General features: G+C 45.6%; 14 protein-coding genes. 8 read left to right on the top strand and 6 right to left on the bottom strand.

All coding sequences use genetic code 11. The features are described 5' to 3' along the window. Positions 1-4 precede the first annotated feature (4 nt). From CIK93_RS12075 to CIK93_RS12055, 5 genes are all read left to right on the top strand, one after another. Positions 5-793 carry a uracil-DNA glycosylase family protein gene (locus CIK93_RS12075; RefSeq protein ID WP_094447497.1) on the top strand — a complete coding sequence of 263 codons (789 nt, stop codon included), beginning with the start codon at positions 5-7 and terminating at the stop codon, positions 791-793. Between the two features lie 126 nt (positions 794-919). Continuing rightward, a complete protein-coding gene (locus tag CIK93_RS12070; protein ID WP_254046798.1) occupies positions 920-1,363 on the top strand; it encodes a phospholipase D-like domain-containing protein in 444 nt (147 codons plus the stop codon). Between the two features lie 99 nt (positions 1,364-1,462). Further along, positions 1,463-1,768: a cell division protein ZapA gene (zapA, locus tag CIK93_RS12065; RefSeq protein ID WP_094447496.1), complete on the top strand. Its 306-nt coding sequence runs from the start codon at positions 1,463-1,465 to the stop codon at positions 1,766-1,768. 121 nt (positions 1,769-1,889) lie between these two features. Then, the gene (locus CIK93_RS12060; protein ID WP_254046797.1) at positions 1,890-2,399 is read left to right on the top strand and encodes a hypothetical protein; all 510 of its coding nucleotides are present in this window, start codon (positions 1,890-1,892) and stop codon (positions 2,397-2,399) included. 1 nt (position 2,400) lies between these two features. After that, positions 2,401-2,775, top strand: a complete 375-nt coding sequence (locus tag CIK93_RS12055; RefSeq protein WP_094447494.1) for a hypothetical protein — start codon at positions 2,401-2,403, stop codon at positions 2,773-2,775. Between the two features lie 269 nt (positions 2,776-3,044). Here CIK93_RS12055 and CIK93_RS12050 read toward each other — a convergent pair whose 3' ends face one another. From CIK93_RS12050 to CIK93_RS12030, 5 genes are read right to left on the bottom strand one after another with little or no spacing between them, the layout of a single operon-like run. After that, entirely contained in the window at positions 3,045-4,664 is a 1,620-nt protein-coding gene (locus CIK93_RS12050) for an MFS transporter (RefSeq protein ID WP_094447493.1), read from the bottom strand. A 45-nt stretch (positions 4,665-4,709) separates the two neighbouring features. After that, positions 4,710-6,875, bottom strand: a complete 2,166-nt coding sequence (locus CIK93_RS12045) for a S9 family peptidase (protein WP_094447492.1) — start codon at positions 6,873-6,875, stop codon at positions 4,710-4,712. Positions 6,876-6,891: 16 nt separating this feature from the next. Then, positions 6,892-8,355 (bottom strand): DUF1846 domain-containing protein, encoded by a 1,464-nt coding sequence (locus CIK93_RS12040; RefSeq protein ID WP_094390679.1) that lies wholly within the window; start codon positions 8,353-8,355, stop codon positions 6,892-6,894. A gap of 16 nt (positions 8,356-8,371) precedes the next feature. Next, positions 8,372-10,252: a membrane protein insertase YidC gene (gene yidC / locus CIK93_RS12035; protein WP_094447491.1), complete on the bottom strand. Its 1,881-nt coding sequence runs from the start codon at positions 10,250-10,252 to the stop codon at positions 8,372-8,374. Positions 10,253-10,283: 31 nt separating this feature from the next. Next, positions 10,284-11,885 carry a CTP synthase gene (locus CIK93_RS12030; RefSeq protein WP_094447490.1) on the bottom strand — a complete coding sequence of 534 codons (1,602 nt, stop codon included), beginning with the start codon at positions 11,883-11,885 and terminating at the stop codon, positions 10,284-10,286. 330 nt (positions 11,886-12,215) lie between these two features. Here CIK93_RS12030 and CIK93_RS12025 point away from each other — a divergent pair, with 330 nt between their 5' ends. Next, positions 12,216-13,514 (top strand): DUF3078 domain-containing protein, encoded by a 1,299-nt coding sequence (locus CIK93_RS12025; RefSeq protein WP_254046796.1) that lies wholly within the window; start codon positions 12,216-12,218, stop codon positions 13,512-13,514. 291 nt (positions 13,515-13,805) lie between these two features. On the opposite strand, the gene CIK93_RS12020 is transcribed toward CIK93_RS12025, so the two are convergent. Beyond that, positions 13,806-14,189 carry a DUF1573 domain-containing protein gene (locus tag CIK93_RS12020; RefSeq protein ID WP_094435741.1) on the bottom strand — a complete coding sequence of 128 codons (384 nt, stop codon included), beginning with the start codon at positions 14,187-14,189 and terminating at the stop codon, positions 13,806-13,808. Between the two features lie 544 nt (positions 14,190-14,733). Between CIK93_RS12020 and aspS the strand changes: the two genes are divergently transcribed. Together aspS and CIK93_RS12010 are read left to right on the top strand one after the other, a co-directional pair. After that, the gene (gene aspS / locus CIK93_RS12015; RefSeq protein WP_094390675.1) at positions 14,734-16,494 is read left to right on the top strand and encodes an aspartate--tRNA ligase; all 1,761 of its coding nucleotides are present in this window, start codon (positions 14,734-14,736) and stop codon (positions 16,492-16,494) included. Positions 16,495-16,607: 113 nt separating this feature from the next. Further along, entirely contained in the window at positions 16,608-16,907 is a 300-nt protein-coding gene (locus CIK93_RS12010; protein WP_094440420.1) for a winged helix-turn-helix domain-containing protein, read from the top strand. The last annotated feature ends 18 nt before the right edge of the window (positions 16,908-16,925 follow it).

Genomic DNA, 16,925 nt, shown 5'->3' with positions numbered 1-16,925 from the left:
GTCAATGAACAGGAGTATTGAACATGAGTTAAATGTCCTTTTTGCAGAGTGGGAATCCAAAATGAAGGCGAATGACAATACGTCCCATTTCACGAGGGATGGACTGATGTATAACAGTTTACCCAATGAGCAAAATGAGGACTTTTGGTTTTCTTCATCAAAGCGTGTCTTGTTTTTGTTGAAAGATCAGAATCAACAAGGAATGGAGAAGTGGGATGAAGACATCCGTGAGTGGTTGATAGATACAGTAAATGACAAGACCGAAAGCCAACTGAAGATAAAGGAGGCTAATAGAAATTTATCTCCTCGTTTTATTAGAAATCTCGCATATCTCCTTTGGGGATTGTCAAAGGCCGACAAAGACAACCCCTGGTGGTATGATGAGGTCATAAAGCATTTTGACGAAGTAAAAGATTTTTTCAATACCCAACCTTTCGCAATTGTTGAATGTAAAAAACAACCAGGTGGAGGAAAACTCGAAGACAAAAAACTTAAGCAACATCTTGCTGACTATGGGGATTTCCTCATACGTGAAATAGAAATACTGTCACCGACAATGATAGTATGTGCTGGAGGACCTATATATGACTTTGCTATCAACAAATTATATCCACAAGAGGAACTCATAACCATTGAAGGGCACCAAGAAATGCGTTTACATACATCGACAGGTACACTGATATTCTTTTCATATCATCCGAGCGATAGAAAAACTTCCCGCGACTTCTATGATAGTGGTGTTATGTATCATTATAGAGAGTTTTTAGAATATCAATTAAAAATGAAACAATAGTAACTATGGCAATTTGAAGGAATACAGTAAAATACACCATAATAGAAAAAATAGCTAATGCTCACCTATATCTCCGACACTTCCCACTATAAATAGGTTCTTTCACGAGTACAACTCGTGAAGCATATGCTTTGGATAGGAACTGCTGATATTAAAGACCTTTATGTGGAAGTGGGCAAAGAGAAGAAGCCATTTCTGGCTCTCATTGCCCAACTCATTCGGCGTGGTGTGGAGGTAAGGCTCATTCATGCAAAAGAACCAGGTTCAAACTTTCGTGAGGATTTTGACAAGTACCCTGTTCTATACGACCGCTTGGAGCGAGTTCTCTGTCCTCGTGTTCATTTCAAAATGCTTGTCTTTGATGGAAAAGAAGTATATATCGGTAGTGCAAACCTTACTGGTGCCGGTATCGGTATGAAGACGGATAATAAAAGAAACTTTGAAGCCGGCATCCTTACAGATGAACCAGTAATTGTCGAACAAGCTATGAACCAGTTTGATGAAGTATGGATGGGTAAATTCTGTAAGACCTGCAAGCGTAGAGAGTTCTGTCCAGACCCAATAGCATAGTTTTTTTGTTAATAACAGCATTTTTCCAAGACCTCTGCCACCAGTTGGCGAAGGTCTTGGTTTTCTTTGCACTCAGAATTAAACATCACACAGTGCAATATGAGAAAATTATTCAAGAATAAAGAAAAGAAACATTTAAAAATCCATATATATGAATGGGATATTGATGTGTATGTTCCAGAAAATGAGGAACAACGTTATATTAAAGCTGCTGAGAATGTCAGCCAAAAAATAGAAGCATATATGGACATATATGTTCGACAGCAATATGTTCCACAAAAGAGCTATATGGAAATATTGTTAATGACGTTACTTGACATCGCTGTTACATCAACAGAAAAGGAACGTGTTCTTGGATTTAATAATTTTTGGAGACGAATCAATAATATAATCAAAAACAAGTAGCAATATGATTGACATTAACGATTACGACATTCAATGCATTGAGCATAAAATTCTTTGGAAGTACGACAAATCCCCATGTGATTATCCAGATTGTGACTGTTTGTTGTCCTTACGAAAGGATATGATAAACGAAAGGGTTCTTGCCAATCAGGAAGAAATACTCCCAGACATCATCGCATTCAATGATGCCATGACTGACGCTCTGCGGGAACTATATGACAGGGCACATCGTATCTGGAACAGCATCAAAGACAATGAGGATTTCAAGGGTGCCGAGATCGAGGCAAAATGCTATCTTAGTTACGACTATCCGAAACTTCATCCCGTCCAAGGTGATGATAGGCAAGATTTGTGGAATGCCATCTGTGACGCTGGTTGGAACAAATTATATGCCGATGGTGTTTCGCTGACAAGTCTCTCCCTTCCTCGCAATGACGAATCATTTGAAAGCTTCATTGGAATGGATGATGGTTATAATAATTGGAATGAAGGACTCGACAGAGAACTCACTAAGGATTTGCACCTTACAAGTGCCTTCCACAACCTCTATGAACACATGGAGTTCGCAATTACAGACTTCGTCTATGTGCGTGAGTTTGAGACAGAAATCAACATTGAAATCCACAAATAGAATGAATACAAATGATGAATCGTTAATTAGAGAGGTGCTTGACTCGCGCAATAGTATCGTCAAAATAGATGCTAACGATGTGAGAGACTTGTTTCAGGAAGGAGGTGAAATCCATGCTTATAATGCTTCTGTAGATGCATCAATGAAGAAAAGGATGGAATTGCTGATGGATCTGATAATCGTAAACACCAAGAAGTATGAGCCATTCAGTCATGCTCTGATATTTTTATTCTTCCCAGAAGACCGCCCTTTACTGATGGAGGAACTAAAGCCATTTAGTGACTGGATTGAATCTGTACCAGGTGAATTGAGGATTAAGTGGGGAATGGCAACCCAATCTAAACAAGAACTTCGAGCAATTGTGTTATTACAATAATAGAAAACGAATTTTTCTGCTGTTTATAGGCCGAAAATCGAAAAAAATACACTCTAAAACCAATGTTTTAGCTTTTTGAAATCTGTAATACTGTAATATTGTAACGCTTTACGCGTGTAAATATAATTGTATCATAAAGCGAAGTTCATGCTCTTATGTAATGATTACTATGAAATGGAATAATATCACATTGAGATAAACGAAATTCGGGGACTCAACCTCATGGTGAGTCCCCGAATGGGTATGTTGCATTGAGTTATCAATTGCAATTACTTGATGTTGGGTTCTTCCAGTCCCAGACCTTTCTTCTTGTCAACAGCCTTCAGCACGAAACCGAGCAACAGGGCTGCAACGCCAAGACTTGCCAACATGATGAGGGGAGCGGTGTAGTCGAACTTTGTAGGATCGGTAACACCCGGATTAGACTTGTCGAGCACCTTACCGATGAGCAAGGGGAACAGCCACAAACCGATGTTCTGAATCCAGAAGATCAACGCATAGGCAGAACCGATAACCTTAGCATCAACCAGTTTGGGCACACTGGGCCACAATGAAGCAGGAACCAGCGAGAACGAACTTCCCAATACCAGAATGGTAGCGTAGGCAATGATGATACCACCCACAGCGCTATCCTTGAACAAAGGCAGAATGAAGGCAAAGGTCAGGTGGCAAGCGATAAGCAATACCGAACCGAGTATCAACATAGAAGCTGCCTTACCCTTGTGGTCAACATAACTGCCGAGGATTGGGGTGATGAGTACTGCCAACAGTGGGAATACAGCGAAGATACTCTCTGCCGACTGACGCATGTAACCCATGTAACAATAGGTTATGAGCGAGATAATTGAAATGGCGAGCAGGATAAACTGGTTCCTCTTTACCTTTTGGAAATTGCTGGCAAAACCTGCAGCAGCTACGACGAGCATGATAACATACTGTACGATGGTTACAGAAGAACTTGCCCAAAACGAATCCTGTGAAGGTTCAACGAGGGTGAGGTTACACTGCAGCATGTTTACCGCATACTTCTGGAATGGGAAGATAGCCGAATAGTAGAGCACACACAACAGGGCAACGAGCCAGAAACCACTTGAGGTGAGGATCTGTCCCAGATCGCTAATCTTGAATGGATCGTCTTTCTCTTCTGCCTCACCAGTCTGACTGTCGAGTTTCTTATCCATGAAGAAATAAACGATGGTCATGATGAGGGCAATACACATCAGTACTACGCCGAAGGCAACGCTACGGCTAACGCTGATATTACCACCGAGCTTGGCAAAGAAGGGAGAGAAAATCATACAGGTGGCAACGCCCAAACGTGCCAATGCCATCTCAGAACCCATAGCCAGTGCCATTTCGCGTCCCTTAAACCATTTCACAATACCGCGGCTCACGGTGATTCCTGCCATTTCGCAACCACAGCCGAAGATCATAAAGCCGCAGGCGGCAAACTTGGCTGAGGCGGGCATTCCCTCATAGAAAGGCGAAACGCCCAATTCGTCGAATACAGGAATGTAGTTGAGGTTGTTATTAAACCATACTTCCAGACTGCTGCCTGTGAAATAGTCGGTCACAGCGTACCACTTGACAATAGCACCAGTCAACATAACGGCTGCTGAAAGTACAGCGGTGAAGCGCACACCCATCTTGTCGAGGATGATACCTGCAAAGATGAGGAAAAATACGAATACGTTGAGGAATACCTCCGAACCCTGCATGGTACCGAAGGCGGTAGAGTCCCATCCGCGATACTCCTGCATGAGGTCTTTGATGGGCGAGAGAATATCCATAAAGATATAGCTGCAGAACATGGCGAGGGCAAGCAACAGAAGGGCTGTCCAGCGCATGGCGGCAGAATCTCTCAGTGTCTTTTGAATTTCTTGTGTCATTTGTTTATTAGATAATTGTTTGTTGCAGAGTGAGTGTACTACGGATTATTTCTTCAACCAACGGTCGAGCCAGCCAAAGAAGGTGCGCTGCCACAGAATGCCGTTCTGGGGTTTCAATACCCAGTGGTTCTCATCGGGGAAGATGAGCAGTTCGGCAGGAACGCCACGCAGACGTGCGGCATTGAAGGCACCCATACCTTGGTTATAAACAATGCGGTAGTCTTTCTCGCCGTGGATGCAGAGAATGGGGGTATCCCATTGATCTACGAACAAGTGGGGAGAGTTCTTATAAGTCTTGTCGGCACGAGCGGTACGGTCTTTCTTCCAATAAGCATCGTCGTACTCCTGATTGCTGAAGAATACTTCTTCGGTGTCGGTGTACATGGATTCGAGGTTGAAAGCACCATCGTGTGAGATGAACGCCTTGAAGCGCTTGTTGTGGTGACCAGCGAGATAATATACGCTGAAACCGCCAAATGAAGCACCAACGCAACCCAAGCGGTCTTTGTCAACGAAAGGCAGATTCTTTGCGGCATCATCGATGGCAGACAGATAGTCATCCATGCATTGGCCGGTCCAGTCGCCAGAAATCTCTTCTTTCCACTCCTGACCAAAGCCGGGGAGACCACGACGGTTGGGTGCGATGACTACATAGCCGTTGGCAGCCATGATCTGGAAATTCCAGCGATAGCTCCAGAACTGTGATACGGGACTCTGTGGACCGCCTTCGCAGAATAGCAGGGTGGGATATTTCTTACCTTCCTCATAGTTGGCAGGCAAGATAACCCATACGAGCATCTCTTTATTGTCGGTGGTCTTCACCCAACGCTGTTGCACCTTACCGAAGGTGAGTTGGTCGAGAATCTGCTTATTCTCCTGACTGATCTGGGTAACCTGAGTCTTCTCGATGTTCTTGCCGGGAGTAACCATGTAGATATCTGTTGGAGCGGAAATGCTCTGGCGAGTAGCGAGGATGCGCTTACCGTCGTTGGCCAATTGGAGCGAAGTCCAGTCAGACCAGTGGTCGGTCAGCTGACTTACCACGCCTTTGCGATCTACACGATACATGTTCTTGCAACCATGCCATACGCTGATGAAGTAGAGCATGGCAGTTTTGTCTTTTGCAGGAGCCCAGCAGAAGGCATCGATATCTGAGTTGTGGGCAACGTACTGCTTGGTGCCGGTTTCGAGCGAATAGACACAGATGCGGTTAAGGTCAGACTCATAGCCATCGCGAGGCATCGACTGCCAAGCAATATATTTACCGTCTGGCGAGAACATAGGATTCTGGTCGTAGCCAGTATTGGCATTAGGGTCTGCATTGACAGCCTGATCCGTACGGGTGTGGGTCATGTCGGTTGCAGGCTGTTTCCAGTCGGCAGGTTTGCAGAGGTTGCGTGTCTCGCGCGTACCTATATTATAAAGGAAGATATCAGAGTCGGTCGAAGTAGCATATTCCATGCCGATTTTCTTGCGGCAAGTATAGGCAATGGTCTTCGAATCGGGACTCCATGCCAACTGTTCAATACCACCGAATGGTTCCATAGGACATTCGAAAGGTTCGCCTTCAAGAATATCTATACCCTGTCCAACTCCTTCAGCAGTCACTTCTGCTAAGAAAGGATGCTGGATGCTCTCTACGTAATGATCCCAATGGCGGTACATCAAGTCGGTAACGCGGCGTCCTGTAGCCAAAGGCAGGTCGTCGGGATTCTTCTTGATGATTTCGTGGAAAGGAATCGACTGTATGAGGATGACTTTCGTTCCGTCGGGTGAGAATTTGAAGCCTTCTACCTTGCCCCCAGTCTTAGTCAGTTGTTGGCGATCGCTACCGTCGGCTTTCATGGTCCAGATTTCTCCGCCACAGTTGAACGCAATGGTTTCGGCATTAAGCCATACGGGATCTGTCTCGCTCTTGCTGCTGGTGGTGAGCTGGCGTTGCTGGCTACCGTCGGCATTCATGATGCAGATGACCTGATGGCCTTTGTTTTGCTTCACGCTGTAGTAGCCTACTTGATAGACCACCTGACTGCCGTTGGGTGATGCAGCCACACCGCCAATGCGTCCCATGGCCCAAAGAGCTTCGGGAGTCATCATCCGGCTGTTGAGCTTGATGTTGCTTTTTCCAATGTTCACGTTGTCTTGTGCTTTTGCTGTCCCAGCGCCTATGATGAGCAGAGCGGTGGCGACAAGTGTAATTAGTTTGTTCATAGATTACAATTCTTAGCTATTTTTTCTTGATAGGATCGCATGTCAGTCCGCATCCCAGTTTCTTGAAAATCTTTCGATCTACTTCGCTGAGCATGACGGTGCTGTGAACTTGACAGTCGCGCAACTGTGGCAATTGCTCTAATGCGCGGCGACAGTTCTCATCGTTTTCCGAAAGTACGGAGAGCGCCACGAGTACCTCATCGGTGTGCAGACGTGGGTTTCTTGCTCCGAGGAATTCGGTCTTAGTCTTTTGAATGGGTTCTATCATGCTTTGTGGGATGAGTTTCACCTCGTGGTTGATGCCAGCCAGATATTTAGTGGCATTGAGGATTAGTGCGGCGCAACATCCGAGCAACGGACTCGACTTGGCGGTGATGATCGTACCGTCATGGAGTTCGATGGCTGCTGAGGTGTGTCCTGTTTCTGCTTTGTATTTAGCAGCAGCCACGGTAGTTTTGCGGGTGGCTGTGGTAATCTTAGCCTGATTGAAGAGCATCAGGATTTTGTTTACCTCGTTTTCATTGTCGGCACCATCAGCCAGTTTGTTGGTAGCAGCATAGTAGCGACGTATGATTTCATCCTTTGATGCTTGACAGCAAACTTCGTCGTCGGAAATGCAGAAGCCTACCATATTGACACCCATGTCTGTGGGTGATTTGTAGGGGTTCTCGCCATAGATTCCTTCGAAGAGCGCATTGAGCACAGGGAATATTTCTATGTCGCGATTGTAGTTGATAGCCACTTTGCCGTAGGCTTCCATGTGGAAGGGGTCGATCATGTTGACATCGTTGAGGTCGGCGGTAGCAGCCTCGTAGGCGATGTTGACAGGATGTTTCAGCGGCAGATTCCATACAGGGAATGTTTCAAACTTAGCATATCCGGCATGAACACCACGTTTGTTTTCGCCATAGAGTTGGCTGAGGCATACAGCCATCTTACCGCTTCCGGGTCCAGGAGCTGTGACGATGACGAGTGGGCGTTCAGTCTCTACGAAATCGTTTTTGCCGAATCCTTCGTCCGAGGCGATGAGTGCCACATCATGTGGATAACCATCGATGAGATAGTGTACGTAGGATTTGATGCCGAGACGTTCCAAGCGATGGCGGAAGGCATCTGCAGCACGCTGTCCGTCGTAGTGGGTGATAACTACTGAGCCGACCATGAAGTCGCGGCTCATAAATTCGTCGCGCAGTCGGAGCACATCTTCATCGTAGGTAATGCCGAGGTCGGCACGCACCTTGTTTTTCTCAATGTCATCAGCGCTGATGACGATGACTATTTCCAAACTATCGCGCAGTTGTCCAAACATGCGGAGTTTGCTGTCGGGCTTGAAGCCAGGCAAAACTCGTGAGGCATGGTGGTCGTCGAACAGCTTACCGCCGAGTTCGAGGTAGAGTTTACCATCGAACTTGGCGATACGCTCGCGAATGTGTTCTGACTGTATTTTGAGGTATTTATCGTTGTCGAAACCTATTGTCATGATATTAGCGATCTTGTTATTTCTTGTGGAGATTGTTGCGCTGGCGTTGCAGTTCTTCCTGTTGCTTTTGTAGTGCTTCCAGACGTGCAGCCAGTCCACTTTGTTTCTTAGGATTGTTCTTGTTGGCCTGATAGTTGGCTTCCAGTATGGCGAGGAGTTTCTCGTCGTTAGTGGTTTTGCGGAGCAGCCACATGATGCTGGCAGAGAAGAACAGCGAGATGAAGTAATAGAAGTTAAGACCGCTGGAGTAGTCGTTGAAGATAAAGAAGAACATGAGCGGCATGATGTACATCATCCATTGCATCATCTTCATCTGCTCTGCCTGCTGTCCAACCATCTGGTCACGCTGTTGGCGCATAGAAATCCATGTGTAGATGAGCTGTGCGGCACAGAAGAGAATACAGGTGAGTGAGAGGTGGTCGCCGATACCCCAGATATTGGTGCCCCATTCAAAAATGGGGTCGTAGGTAGAGAGATCGTCCATCCAGAGGAAGCTCTGTCCACGCAGTTGAATGGCATTTGGAACAAACCAGAACATGGCAATCCAGATTGGCATTTGGATAATCATGGGGAGACATCCACCCATTGGGCTTACACCATATTTGGAGTAGAGTGACATCATCTCCTGTTGTTTCTTCATCTGGTCTTCCGGCTTGTCATACTGCTTGGTAGCCTCTTCGAGTTTGGGTTTGAGCACGCGCATCTTGGCAGATGACATGTAGCTCTTCTTCACCATAGGATAGGTAATAACCTTGAGGATGATGGTGATGAGAATCAGCACGACACCCATACTGAAGCCGAGGCTTGCCAGGAAGTCGAAGACATAGAGCGTGAACCAACGGTTGATCCAGCGGAAGAGTGTCCATCCGAGGTTGACGAGCTGTTCGAGGTCGAGGTCTTTGCCAAACTGGCTTTGTGCTTCTACACTCTGTATGAGGCGGAAATTGTTGGGACCAATATACATTTCAAACTCAGAGACCTTGACACCTGTTGGATCGAATGCAGTCTTGAGTTTTGCATCAAACTGTTTCAGATAGTTGGTGCCTTTCTCCTGTGAGATGCTGGAGAGTGCAGCATTAGCCGAGAAGTTGTCTTTAGAAATGAAAGCAACGCTGAAGAACTGGTTGCGGAAAGCCACCCAGTCGAGTTCTTCCTCAATGGTTTTTGACTCATCACCCGACTCGGAGAGATTGTCGGTGCTACCTTTGCTCTCTTTATAGAAGATAGAGGTGTAGCGATTCTCAAAGGAGTGTCCCTTCTCGTGCTGGCGGCAATGGTCAGTCCATTCAATCTCCATCTCCTTATAGGTAGGTGCGAAGGCTTTTGCCAGTCCTTGAGCTTGAAGTGAGAAGTGGAGCATGTAGTCGTTGCCGAGTCTGTATTTCATGATGAGCTGTCCGCCATTGCTGGCTGTGGCTGTCATGGTAACGGTCGAGTCAGTTTGTTCTGATGGAACGAAGTAGAGGTCGGCAGTTACGATGTTGTCCTCTTTGCCTGCAAACAGGAAGTTGAGGTTTTGGTCCTTGGCATCGAAGAGTGTGAGGTCTTTAGCGCCATTGAGGTCTTTGAAACCGAGAATACGAGCCTTGCGCACTACGCCACCTTTGGTGTCGAGTGTCAGTTCGAGTTTGTTGTTTTTCAGAGTAACCTGTTTTGATTTGCCGTTAAGGGCAGGGTAGAAGAGTGCCGTAGTGTCGGCAGCCAGCGCCTTCTCCTGTTGCTTTTTGTTGATAGTTTCTTGGGCAGCGGCCTTTTTAGCTTTGTCCTGGAGTGCATTGGCGATGGAGTCTTGTTGACGTGCGGCTTCGATCTGCTCTTGCGAGGGACTGTTGTACCAACTGAACCCTATCAGCACGACTGCGATGAGGATGAAACCGATGATGGTGTTCTTGTTCATTTCTTGTTGTTTTGTTCTTTCTGATTATTTTTTATTTATTTATTATTGCTGTTTTTATGAAATCAAGGAAGAGCGGATGTGGATGGAGCACGGTCGATTGGTATTCTGGGTGGAACTGTGTTCCGATGTACCATTTGAGCTCTGGTATTTCTACTATCTCCACGAGATTGCTTTCTGGGTTTCGGCCTACACATTGCATGCCTTTTTGCTCATATTCCTTGATATAGTCACTATTGAACTCATAGCGGTGGCGGTGGCGCTCCTGTATGTGTTCTTTCTGATAGATGTTGAAGACGTGTGATCCTTGACGCAGGATGCAGTCGAATGCACCGAGTCGCATGGTTCCGCCCATGTTGGTGATGTCTTTCTGTTCTTCCATGATGTCAATCACGTTGTGTGGTGTCTTTTCGTCCATTTCCTTGCTGTTGGCATCAGTATAGCCTAACACGTTGCGTGCAAATTCGATGACCATCATCTGCATGCCGAGGCAGATGCCGAAGGTGGGGATATCGTGTGTGCGGGTGTAGTGGGCGGCTATGATTTTGCCCTCTATGCCGCGGTGGCCGAATCCCGGACAGATGACGATACCGTCTTGACCTGTCAGTTTTTGTGCCACATTATCTTCTGTAATGTCTTCCGAGTTGATGAATGTCAGCACAGTCTTGTGGTCGTTATATACTCCTGCTTGCGAGAGACTTTCGCGAATGCTCTTGTATGCATCCTGCAAGTCGTATTTTCCCACCAGTCCGATGTGTACTTCTTTTGTGGCTTTGTTGCGTCGGTCGAGGAAACTTTTCCATGGTCCGAGTTTTGGAGTGGGACCGACCTCCATGTTCATCTTGCGAAGAATGGCGGTGTCGATGCCTTGGTTTTGCATGTTGACCGGCACTTCATAGATGCTGGGTAGGTCTTCGCTCTGTATGACGCAGTCGTAATCGACGTTACAGAAGGCAGCCACTTTATGGCGTATCTCATCGCTCAGATGTTTCTCTGTGCGGAGCACGAGGATGTCGGGCTGTATGCCCACGCTCTGTAGTTCTTTTACTGAATGCTGGGTTGGCTTGGTTTTGAGTTCCCCTGCTGCTCTCAGATAGGGTACGTAGGTCAGGTGCACGTTGATGGCATTCTTTCCCAATTCCCACCTCAGCTGTCGGATGGCTTCCATGAATGGAGCACTCTCGATGTCGCCGATGGTTCCGCCAATCTCTGTGATGACGAAATCGTAGTGGTACTTTTCTCCCAGCAGTTTGACGTTTCTCTTAATCTCGTCGGTGATGTGTGGTACCACCTGAATGGTTTTTCCCAGATAGTCTCCGTGGCGCTCTTTGTCGATGACAGCTTTGTAGATTCGTCCTGTTGTCAGCGAGTTGGCCTTGGTAGTCTGAATGCCTGTGAACCGTTCGTAGTGTCCGAGGTCGAGGTCGGTTTCCATACCATCTACCGTAACATAGCATTCTCCGTGTTCATAGGGATTCAGCGTGCCCGGATCGATGTTGATGTATGGGTCAAACTTTTGAATAGTGATGTTGTAGCCACGGGCTTGTAAAAGCTTTCCTATTGATGAAGAGATAATGCCCTTTCCCAGTGACGATACTACGCCACCCGTGACGAAAATGTATTTTGTGTGTGTCATATGTAATAATATAAGTATAATTATTAATACAAGGTGCAAAGGTACGAATAAGTGAGCAGAATACAAAAGAAAACTTTTCTTTTCTTTTGTATTCTCGAACGCTAGTACCTAAGCGACAACGTCGCAGAGGTACGAATAAGTGAGCGAAATGCTAAAGGATATTTTGTTTTTCTTTCATTTTTGAACGCAAGTGTCAAACTATCCATGCTTATTCCCGATACATCTATAACGCTATCTATGGGTGTGCAACATCGGTATGGCGAAATAAATATGGGTATTAGGATATGATTTGAGATTTATTTCGTATCTTTGCATCCGAAATATTTGATAATGATGAAATACAAGTATCTGTTACTTCTATTGTTTACTCTGCTGACTGCCACACAGTCTATGGCCCAGCGCAGATTGACTAAAAGTGGTAGGGCAAGTGCCGATACCGCTTTGATTGTGAAGCAATATGCCGACTCGTTGGCATTACTCAAGCAACAGCTTGAAGAAGTGCGGCGAGTGAACGATAGCCTGCATAGCGAATCGACCGATGGGCGCTATTATCGCCTTTTTGCTCCTACAACATTCTATCACTCAGGTGTGAAGCGTCAGTTGTCGCTTGATGGAGAGAAAGGTGACGAAGTAGCAGAGGCTGTTGACAAAGCTATGCTCCAACTCTATATGAAGCGTCCAGACTTGGTGAAGAATAACGAGACACGTTTGAAGAAAGCTGGAACGCTACGAGAGGATGTCAACAAGGAAGTGAAGCAGAAGGTAGATCTTACACGAAAAGTTGAGTTGCAGCCAGAAGAACCAGAGGCTGTGCCCATCGGACTGGTAGTTACGAAGCCTAACTTCTGGAAGTTTAAAGGCGAAGGCTATCTGCAATTCCTGCAAAACTATGTGTCGGACAACTGGCATAAAGGTGGTGAGAGCAACTACTCGGCAGTAGGAGCTGTTACCCTTGAGATGAACTATAACGACAAGGATAAGATAACTTTTTCAAACAAGTTAGAGATGAAATTAGGTTTCCAAACCTCTCGCTCTGATACGTTGCATAAGTTTAAAGCCAACAACGACCTGCTTCGTCTGACCAGTAAACTCGGACTGCAAGCATCGAAAAAATGGTATTATACCTTGCAGTTGCTGGCTTATACGCAGTTTGCTAGAGGACTGAAATCCAACGATGAGTTTACCTATTCCGACTTCATGTCGCCTTTCGATCTCAACCTTGGTGTCGGTATGGAATATAAGCTGAAGGCGCTTAATGGAAAATTGACAGGTTCGCTCAACTTCTCGCCCCTCTCGTTCAACTTCCGCTATGTAGCACGCAATACCTTGTTGGACCGTTATAAACTTGGTGGTCACCATACTAAGGAGGACTTCGGTTCGCAGTTTACTGGTGATGTGATGTGGACGATTACCGACCAAGTGACGTGGAAGAGTCGTCTTTACTATTATACCTCTTATCATCGTGGATTGATGGAATGGGAAAACCAATTCCGGTTTCAGGTGAGCAAGTATATCTCAGCCAACCTTTTCCTTTATCCTCGCTTCGACGATTCTGGCAAGCGCGACGACAAACTTGGCTATTTTCAATTCCAGGAATATTGCTCGTTGGGTCTGAACTATTCGTTCTGATTCTGCATTCGATACCCATACAAAGACTCCCCGACAGTAATTTGTCGGGGAGTCTTTGTATGCAGACCATTACTTCGGTATGTCTTTTGCTTTGTCTTTCGAAGTCTGTTTCGTGGTGTGACGGATATTGGAATGATGCTCTCAAGATAAGGTAGCGTCGTGATTGAAATAATGTAGCGTTTGAGAGATGGATTTATGAGGTGTTGGGTCTCAGCTATGTCTCAAATAAAAAACCGGTCTGTTTGCATCAAGTAAACAGACCGGTTTCATATTATAATTTCTTAATAGGTATTATTCTGTCATGTCACCTTCAATATAAAGACGAGTCATCTCTATAGCACCATTTGTGCGGATAGTGATGGTCTTTTTGAAGTGTCCAGGGAATTTTCCTTCGCCATTGTATGTCACCTTGATCGTACCTTTTCCACCGGGCTGAATGGGAGTTTTGGTGTATTCAGGAACGGTACAGCCACATGAGGCAATGGCCTGATTGATGACAAGTGGTTTCTCGCCTACGTTGGTGTAGGAGAAGGTGCAAGTCACTTTTGGATTCTTTTCAGAGAAAGTGCCAAAGTTGTGGGTGAGTTTCTCAAACTTGATTTCAGCAGGTTTCTGAGCCATCATCGTGGCCATTCCGCATACGAGCATCAAGGCCATAAGTATCATTTTTTTCATGTTCTTTCCTTTCTTTGTTCTTAAAAACGATACAAAAGTATGGCTTTTTCTTGATACATATGCAAAAAACAGATGGTTTTTTTGTATTTTTAACTGATGTCTTTCAGGTGAGTAACTATCAAATTCTATCTGTTTGTACTGATGATTGCATCCCGAACACATCCCGAACGCATCCCGAAAGAATAAGGTATAAATGGCCTTTGTAGTAGCCAATAGGTAGTTTGAAAGAGAAAAATTCGTACCTCTGCGCCATAGTCGCTTAGGTACTTGCGTTCGAGAATAAAAAAGTAAATTGCTTTTTTCTTTTTGTATTCTGCTTACTTATTCGTACCTTTGACTTATAGTCCAAGGTACTTGCGTTCGAGAATAAAAAAAGAAAATTGCTTTTTTCTTTTTGTATTCTGCTCACTTATTCGTACCTTTGATGCTACGCATCTTAGGTACTCTCGTTCGGAAATGAAAAGAAAAACGGGTTTTCCTTTTGCATTTCGCTCACTTATTCGTACCTTTGCAAACTAAAAGAAAGAATAAATAACGTAAGATAATGTACAGAACAAAAACTTGCGGTGAGCTTAGACTCACTGATGCCGGCAGCGAAGTGACACTTGCCGGATGGGTACAAAGAACACGTAAGATGGGCGGTATGACATTCGTTGACCTGCGCGACCGCTACGGAATCACACAGTTGGTATTCGATGAGTCGGCTGATGCCGCACTCTGCGAACAGGCCAACCGCATGGGACGCGAATGGTGCATACAGGTGACGGGTAAAGTCAGCGAGCGCCAATCGAAGAATGCTAAAATGCCTACTGGCGATATTGAAATTCTTGCCAAACAACTCAACGTGTTGAGCGAGAGCCTTACACCGCCATTCACTATTGAAGATAATACTGACGGTGGAGATGATATCCGCATGAAATACAGATATCTTGACCTGCGCCGTGCTGTTGTGAGAAAGAATCTTGAACTGCGTCACCGTATGACCATCTTGATTCGTAACTTCCTTGACAATCAGAACTTTATAGAGGTTGAAACTCCAATACTTATTGGAAGTACTCCTGAAGGTGCACGTGACTTCGTGGTGCCCAGCCGTATGAATCCCGGTCAGTTCTATGCTTTGCCACAGAGTCCACAGACCTTGAAACAGCTCTTGATGGTGAGTGGATTCGATCGCTATTTTCAGATTGCCAAGTGTTTCCGCGATGAAGACTTGCGCGCTGACCGTCAGCCAGAGTTCACACAGATAGACTGCGAAATGTCGTTTGCCGACCAGGAAGACGTACTTCAGATATTCGAAGATCTCGCACGCCATCTCTTTAAAGAAATTCGCGGCGTAGAGATTCCTAAGATGCAACGCATGACATGGCATGATGCTATGCGTCGTTTCGGTTCCGATAAACCCGATTTGCGCTTCGGCATGGAATTTGTCGAGATGATGGATGTGCTCAAAGGAACTGGTTCATTCTCAGTATTCAACGAGGCAGAATATATCGGCGGTATTGTTGTGCCAGGTTGCGCTGACTATACCCGCAAACAACTCGACCAACTGACCGAATTTGTGAAACGTCCACAGGTAGGCGCCAAGGGATTGGTTTATGTGAAATACAATGCCGACGGTACTGTCAAGAGCAGCATAGACAAGTTCTATACTCCTGAAGTATGGGCACAGCTCAAAGAAAAGACAGGTGCAAAAGATGGCGACCTCGTACTCATCCTCAGTGGTGACAATGCCAATAAGACTCGCGTACAACTCTGTACACTACGCTTGGAGATGGGCGACCGCCTCGGACTGCGCGATAAAAACAAGTTTGAGTGTCTGTGGATTGTCGATTTCCCACTCTTTGAATGGAGCGATGAAGAACAGCGCCTCATGGCAACTCACCACCCATTCACATTGCCTAATCCAGACGACATCCCCTTGCTTGATGAACATCCAGAACGTGTGCGTGCGGTGGCCTACGACTTTGTCTGCAACGGCATCGAAGTCGGTGGAGGTTCACTCCGTATCCATGATGGTAAACTTCAGGAGAAAATGTTCCAGATTTTGGGCTTCACACCCGAAAAGGCAATGGCACAGTTTGGCTTCCTCATCAATGCCTTCAAGTATGGCGCACCCCCTCATGCAGGACTTGCCTTCGGTCTCGACCGCTTCGTAAGCATTATGGCAGGACTCGATTCCATCCGCGACTGCATCGCTTTCCCAAAGAATAATAGCGGACGCGATGTGATGCTCGACGCACCGGGTGAGCTTGATGCCAAACAGTTAGAAGAACTTAACCTGTCTATTGACCTACGTCAAGAATAAAGCGGTAAAAGTGTAAATTTCATGTTAATACGTTAATATATTATAAGATTTTACCTAAATTTGCAACGGAATGTTAGGGAAAGATATTGAATAGTGTATTATTTAACGTAACTATGACAGAGAAAAAAACAACAAAGAAGGCAACTGCAACTGCTAAAGTTGCTGAGCCTAAAAAGGCAGCCGTAAAGAAACCCGCAGCCAAGAAGGTTGCTGAAGTAGTAGTCAATGCAGAGAATATCGGCTTCAAGGCTGGTGATGTATATCAGGCACTCGCTGCTGCAGAAAAGGCTCTGACCGTTAAGGAAATTGCCAAAGCTGCTAAAATCAGCGAAGAGGAAACTCTCCTCGGTCTGGGATGGCTCTTCAAAGAGGGTAAGCTCGTTTCGGCTGAAGACAAAATCACATTGGCATAATCCAATATGAAACTATAG

Origin of the sequence: Prevotella sp. P3-92, from assembly GCF_002251205.1 — a bacterium.
Taxonomy (GTDB): domain Bacteria; phylum Bacteroidota; class Bacteroidia; order Bacteroidales; family Bacteroidaceae; genus Prevotella.
The sequence above is the reverse complement of the archived record's forward strand: the minus strand, read 5'-3'. Positions and strand labels throughout refer to the sequence as shown.

Excerpts from the sequence above, each read along its gene's own strand:
- CIK93_RS12075 (WP_094447497.1), top strand. The coding sequence starts at position 5 with ATGAACAGGAGTATTGAACATGAGTTAAATGTCCTTTTTGCAGAGTGG.
- CIK93_RS12070 (WP_254046798.1), top strand. The coding sequence starts at position 920 with ATGCTTTGGATAGGAACTGCTGATATTAAAGACCTTTATGTGGAAGTG.
- zapA (WP_094447496.1), top strand. The coding sequence starts at position 1,463 with ATGAGAAAATTATTCAAGAATAAAGAAAAGAAACATTTAAAAATCCAT.
- CIK93_RS12060 (WP_254046797.1), top strand. The coding sequence starts at position 1,890 with ATGATAAACGAAAGGGTTCTTGCCAATCAGGAAGAAATACTCCCAGAC.
- CIK93_RS12055 (WP_094447494.1), top strand. The coding sequence starts at position 2,401 with ATGAATACAAATGATGAATCGTTAATTAGAGAGGTGCTTGACTCGCGC.
- CIK93_RS12050 (WP_094447493.1), bottom strand. The coding sequence starts at position 4,664 with ATGACACAAGAAATTCAAAAGACACTGAGAGATTCTGCCGCCATGCGC.
- CIK93_RS12045 (WP_094447492.1), bottom strand. The coding sequence starts at position 6,875 with ATGAACAAACTAATTACACTTGTCGCCACCGCTCTGCTCATCATAGGC.
- CIK93_RS12040 (WP_094390679.1), bottom strand. The coding sequence starts at position 8,355 with ATGACAATAGGTTTCGACAACGATAAATACCTCAAAATACAGTCAGAA.
- yidC (WP_094447491.1), bottom strand. The coding sequence starts at position 10,252 with ATGAACAAGAACACCATCATCGGTTTCATCCTCATCGCAGTCGTGCTG.
- CIK93_RS12030 (WP_094447490.1), bottom strand. The coding sequence starts at position 11,885 with ATGACACACACAAAATACATTTTCGTCACGGGTGGCGTAGTATCGTCA.
- CIK93_RS12025 (WP_254046796.1), top strand. The coding sequence starts at position 12,216 with ATGATGAAATACAAGTATCTGTTACTTCTATTGTTTACTCTGCTGACT.
- CIK93_RS12020 (WP_094435741.1), bottom strand. The coding sequence starts at position 14,189 with ATGAAAAAAATGATACTTATGGCCTTGATGCTCGTATGCGGAATGGCC.
- aspS (WP_094390675.1), top strand. The coding sequence starts at position 14,734 with ATGTACAGAACAAAAACTTGCGGTGAGCTTAGACTCACTGATGCCGGC.
- CIK93_RS12010 (WP_094440420.1), top strand. The coding sequence starts at position 16,608 with ATGACAGAGAAAAAAACAACAAAGAAGGCAACTGCAACTGCTAAAGTT.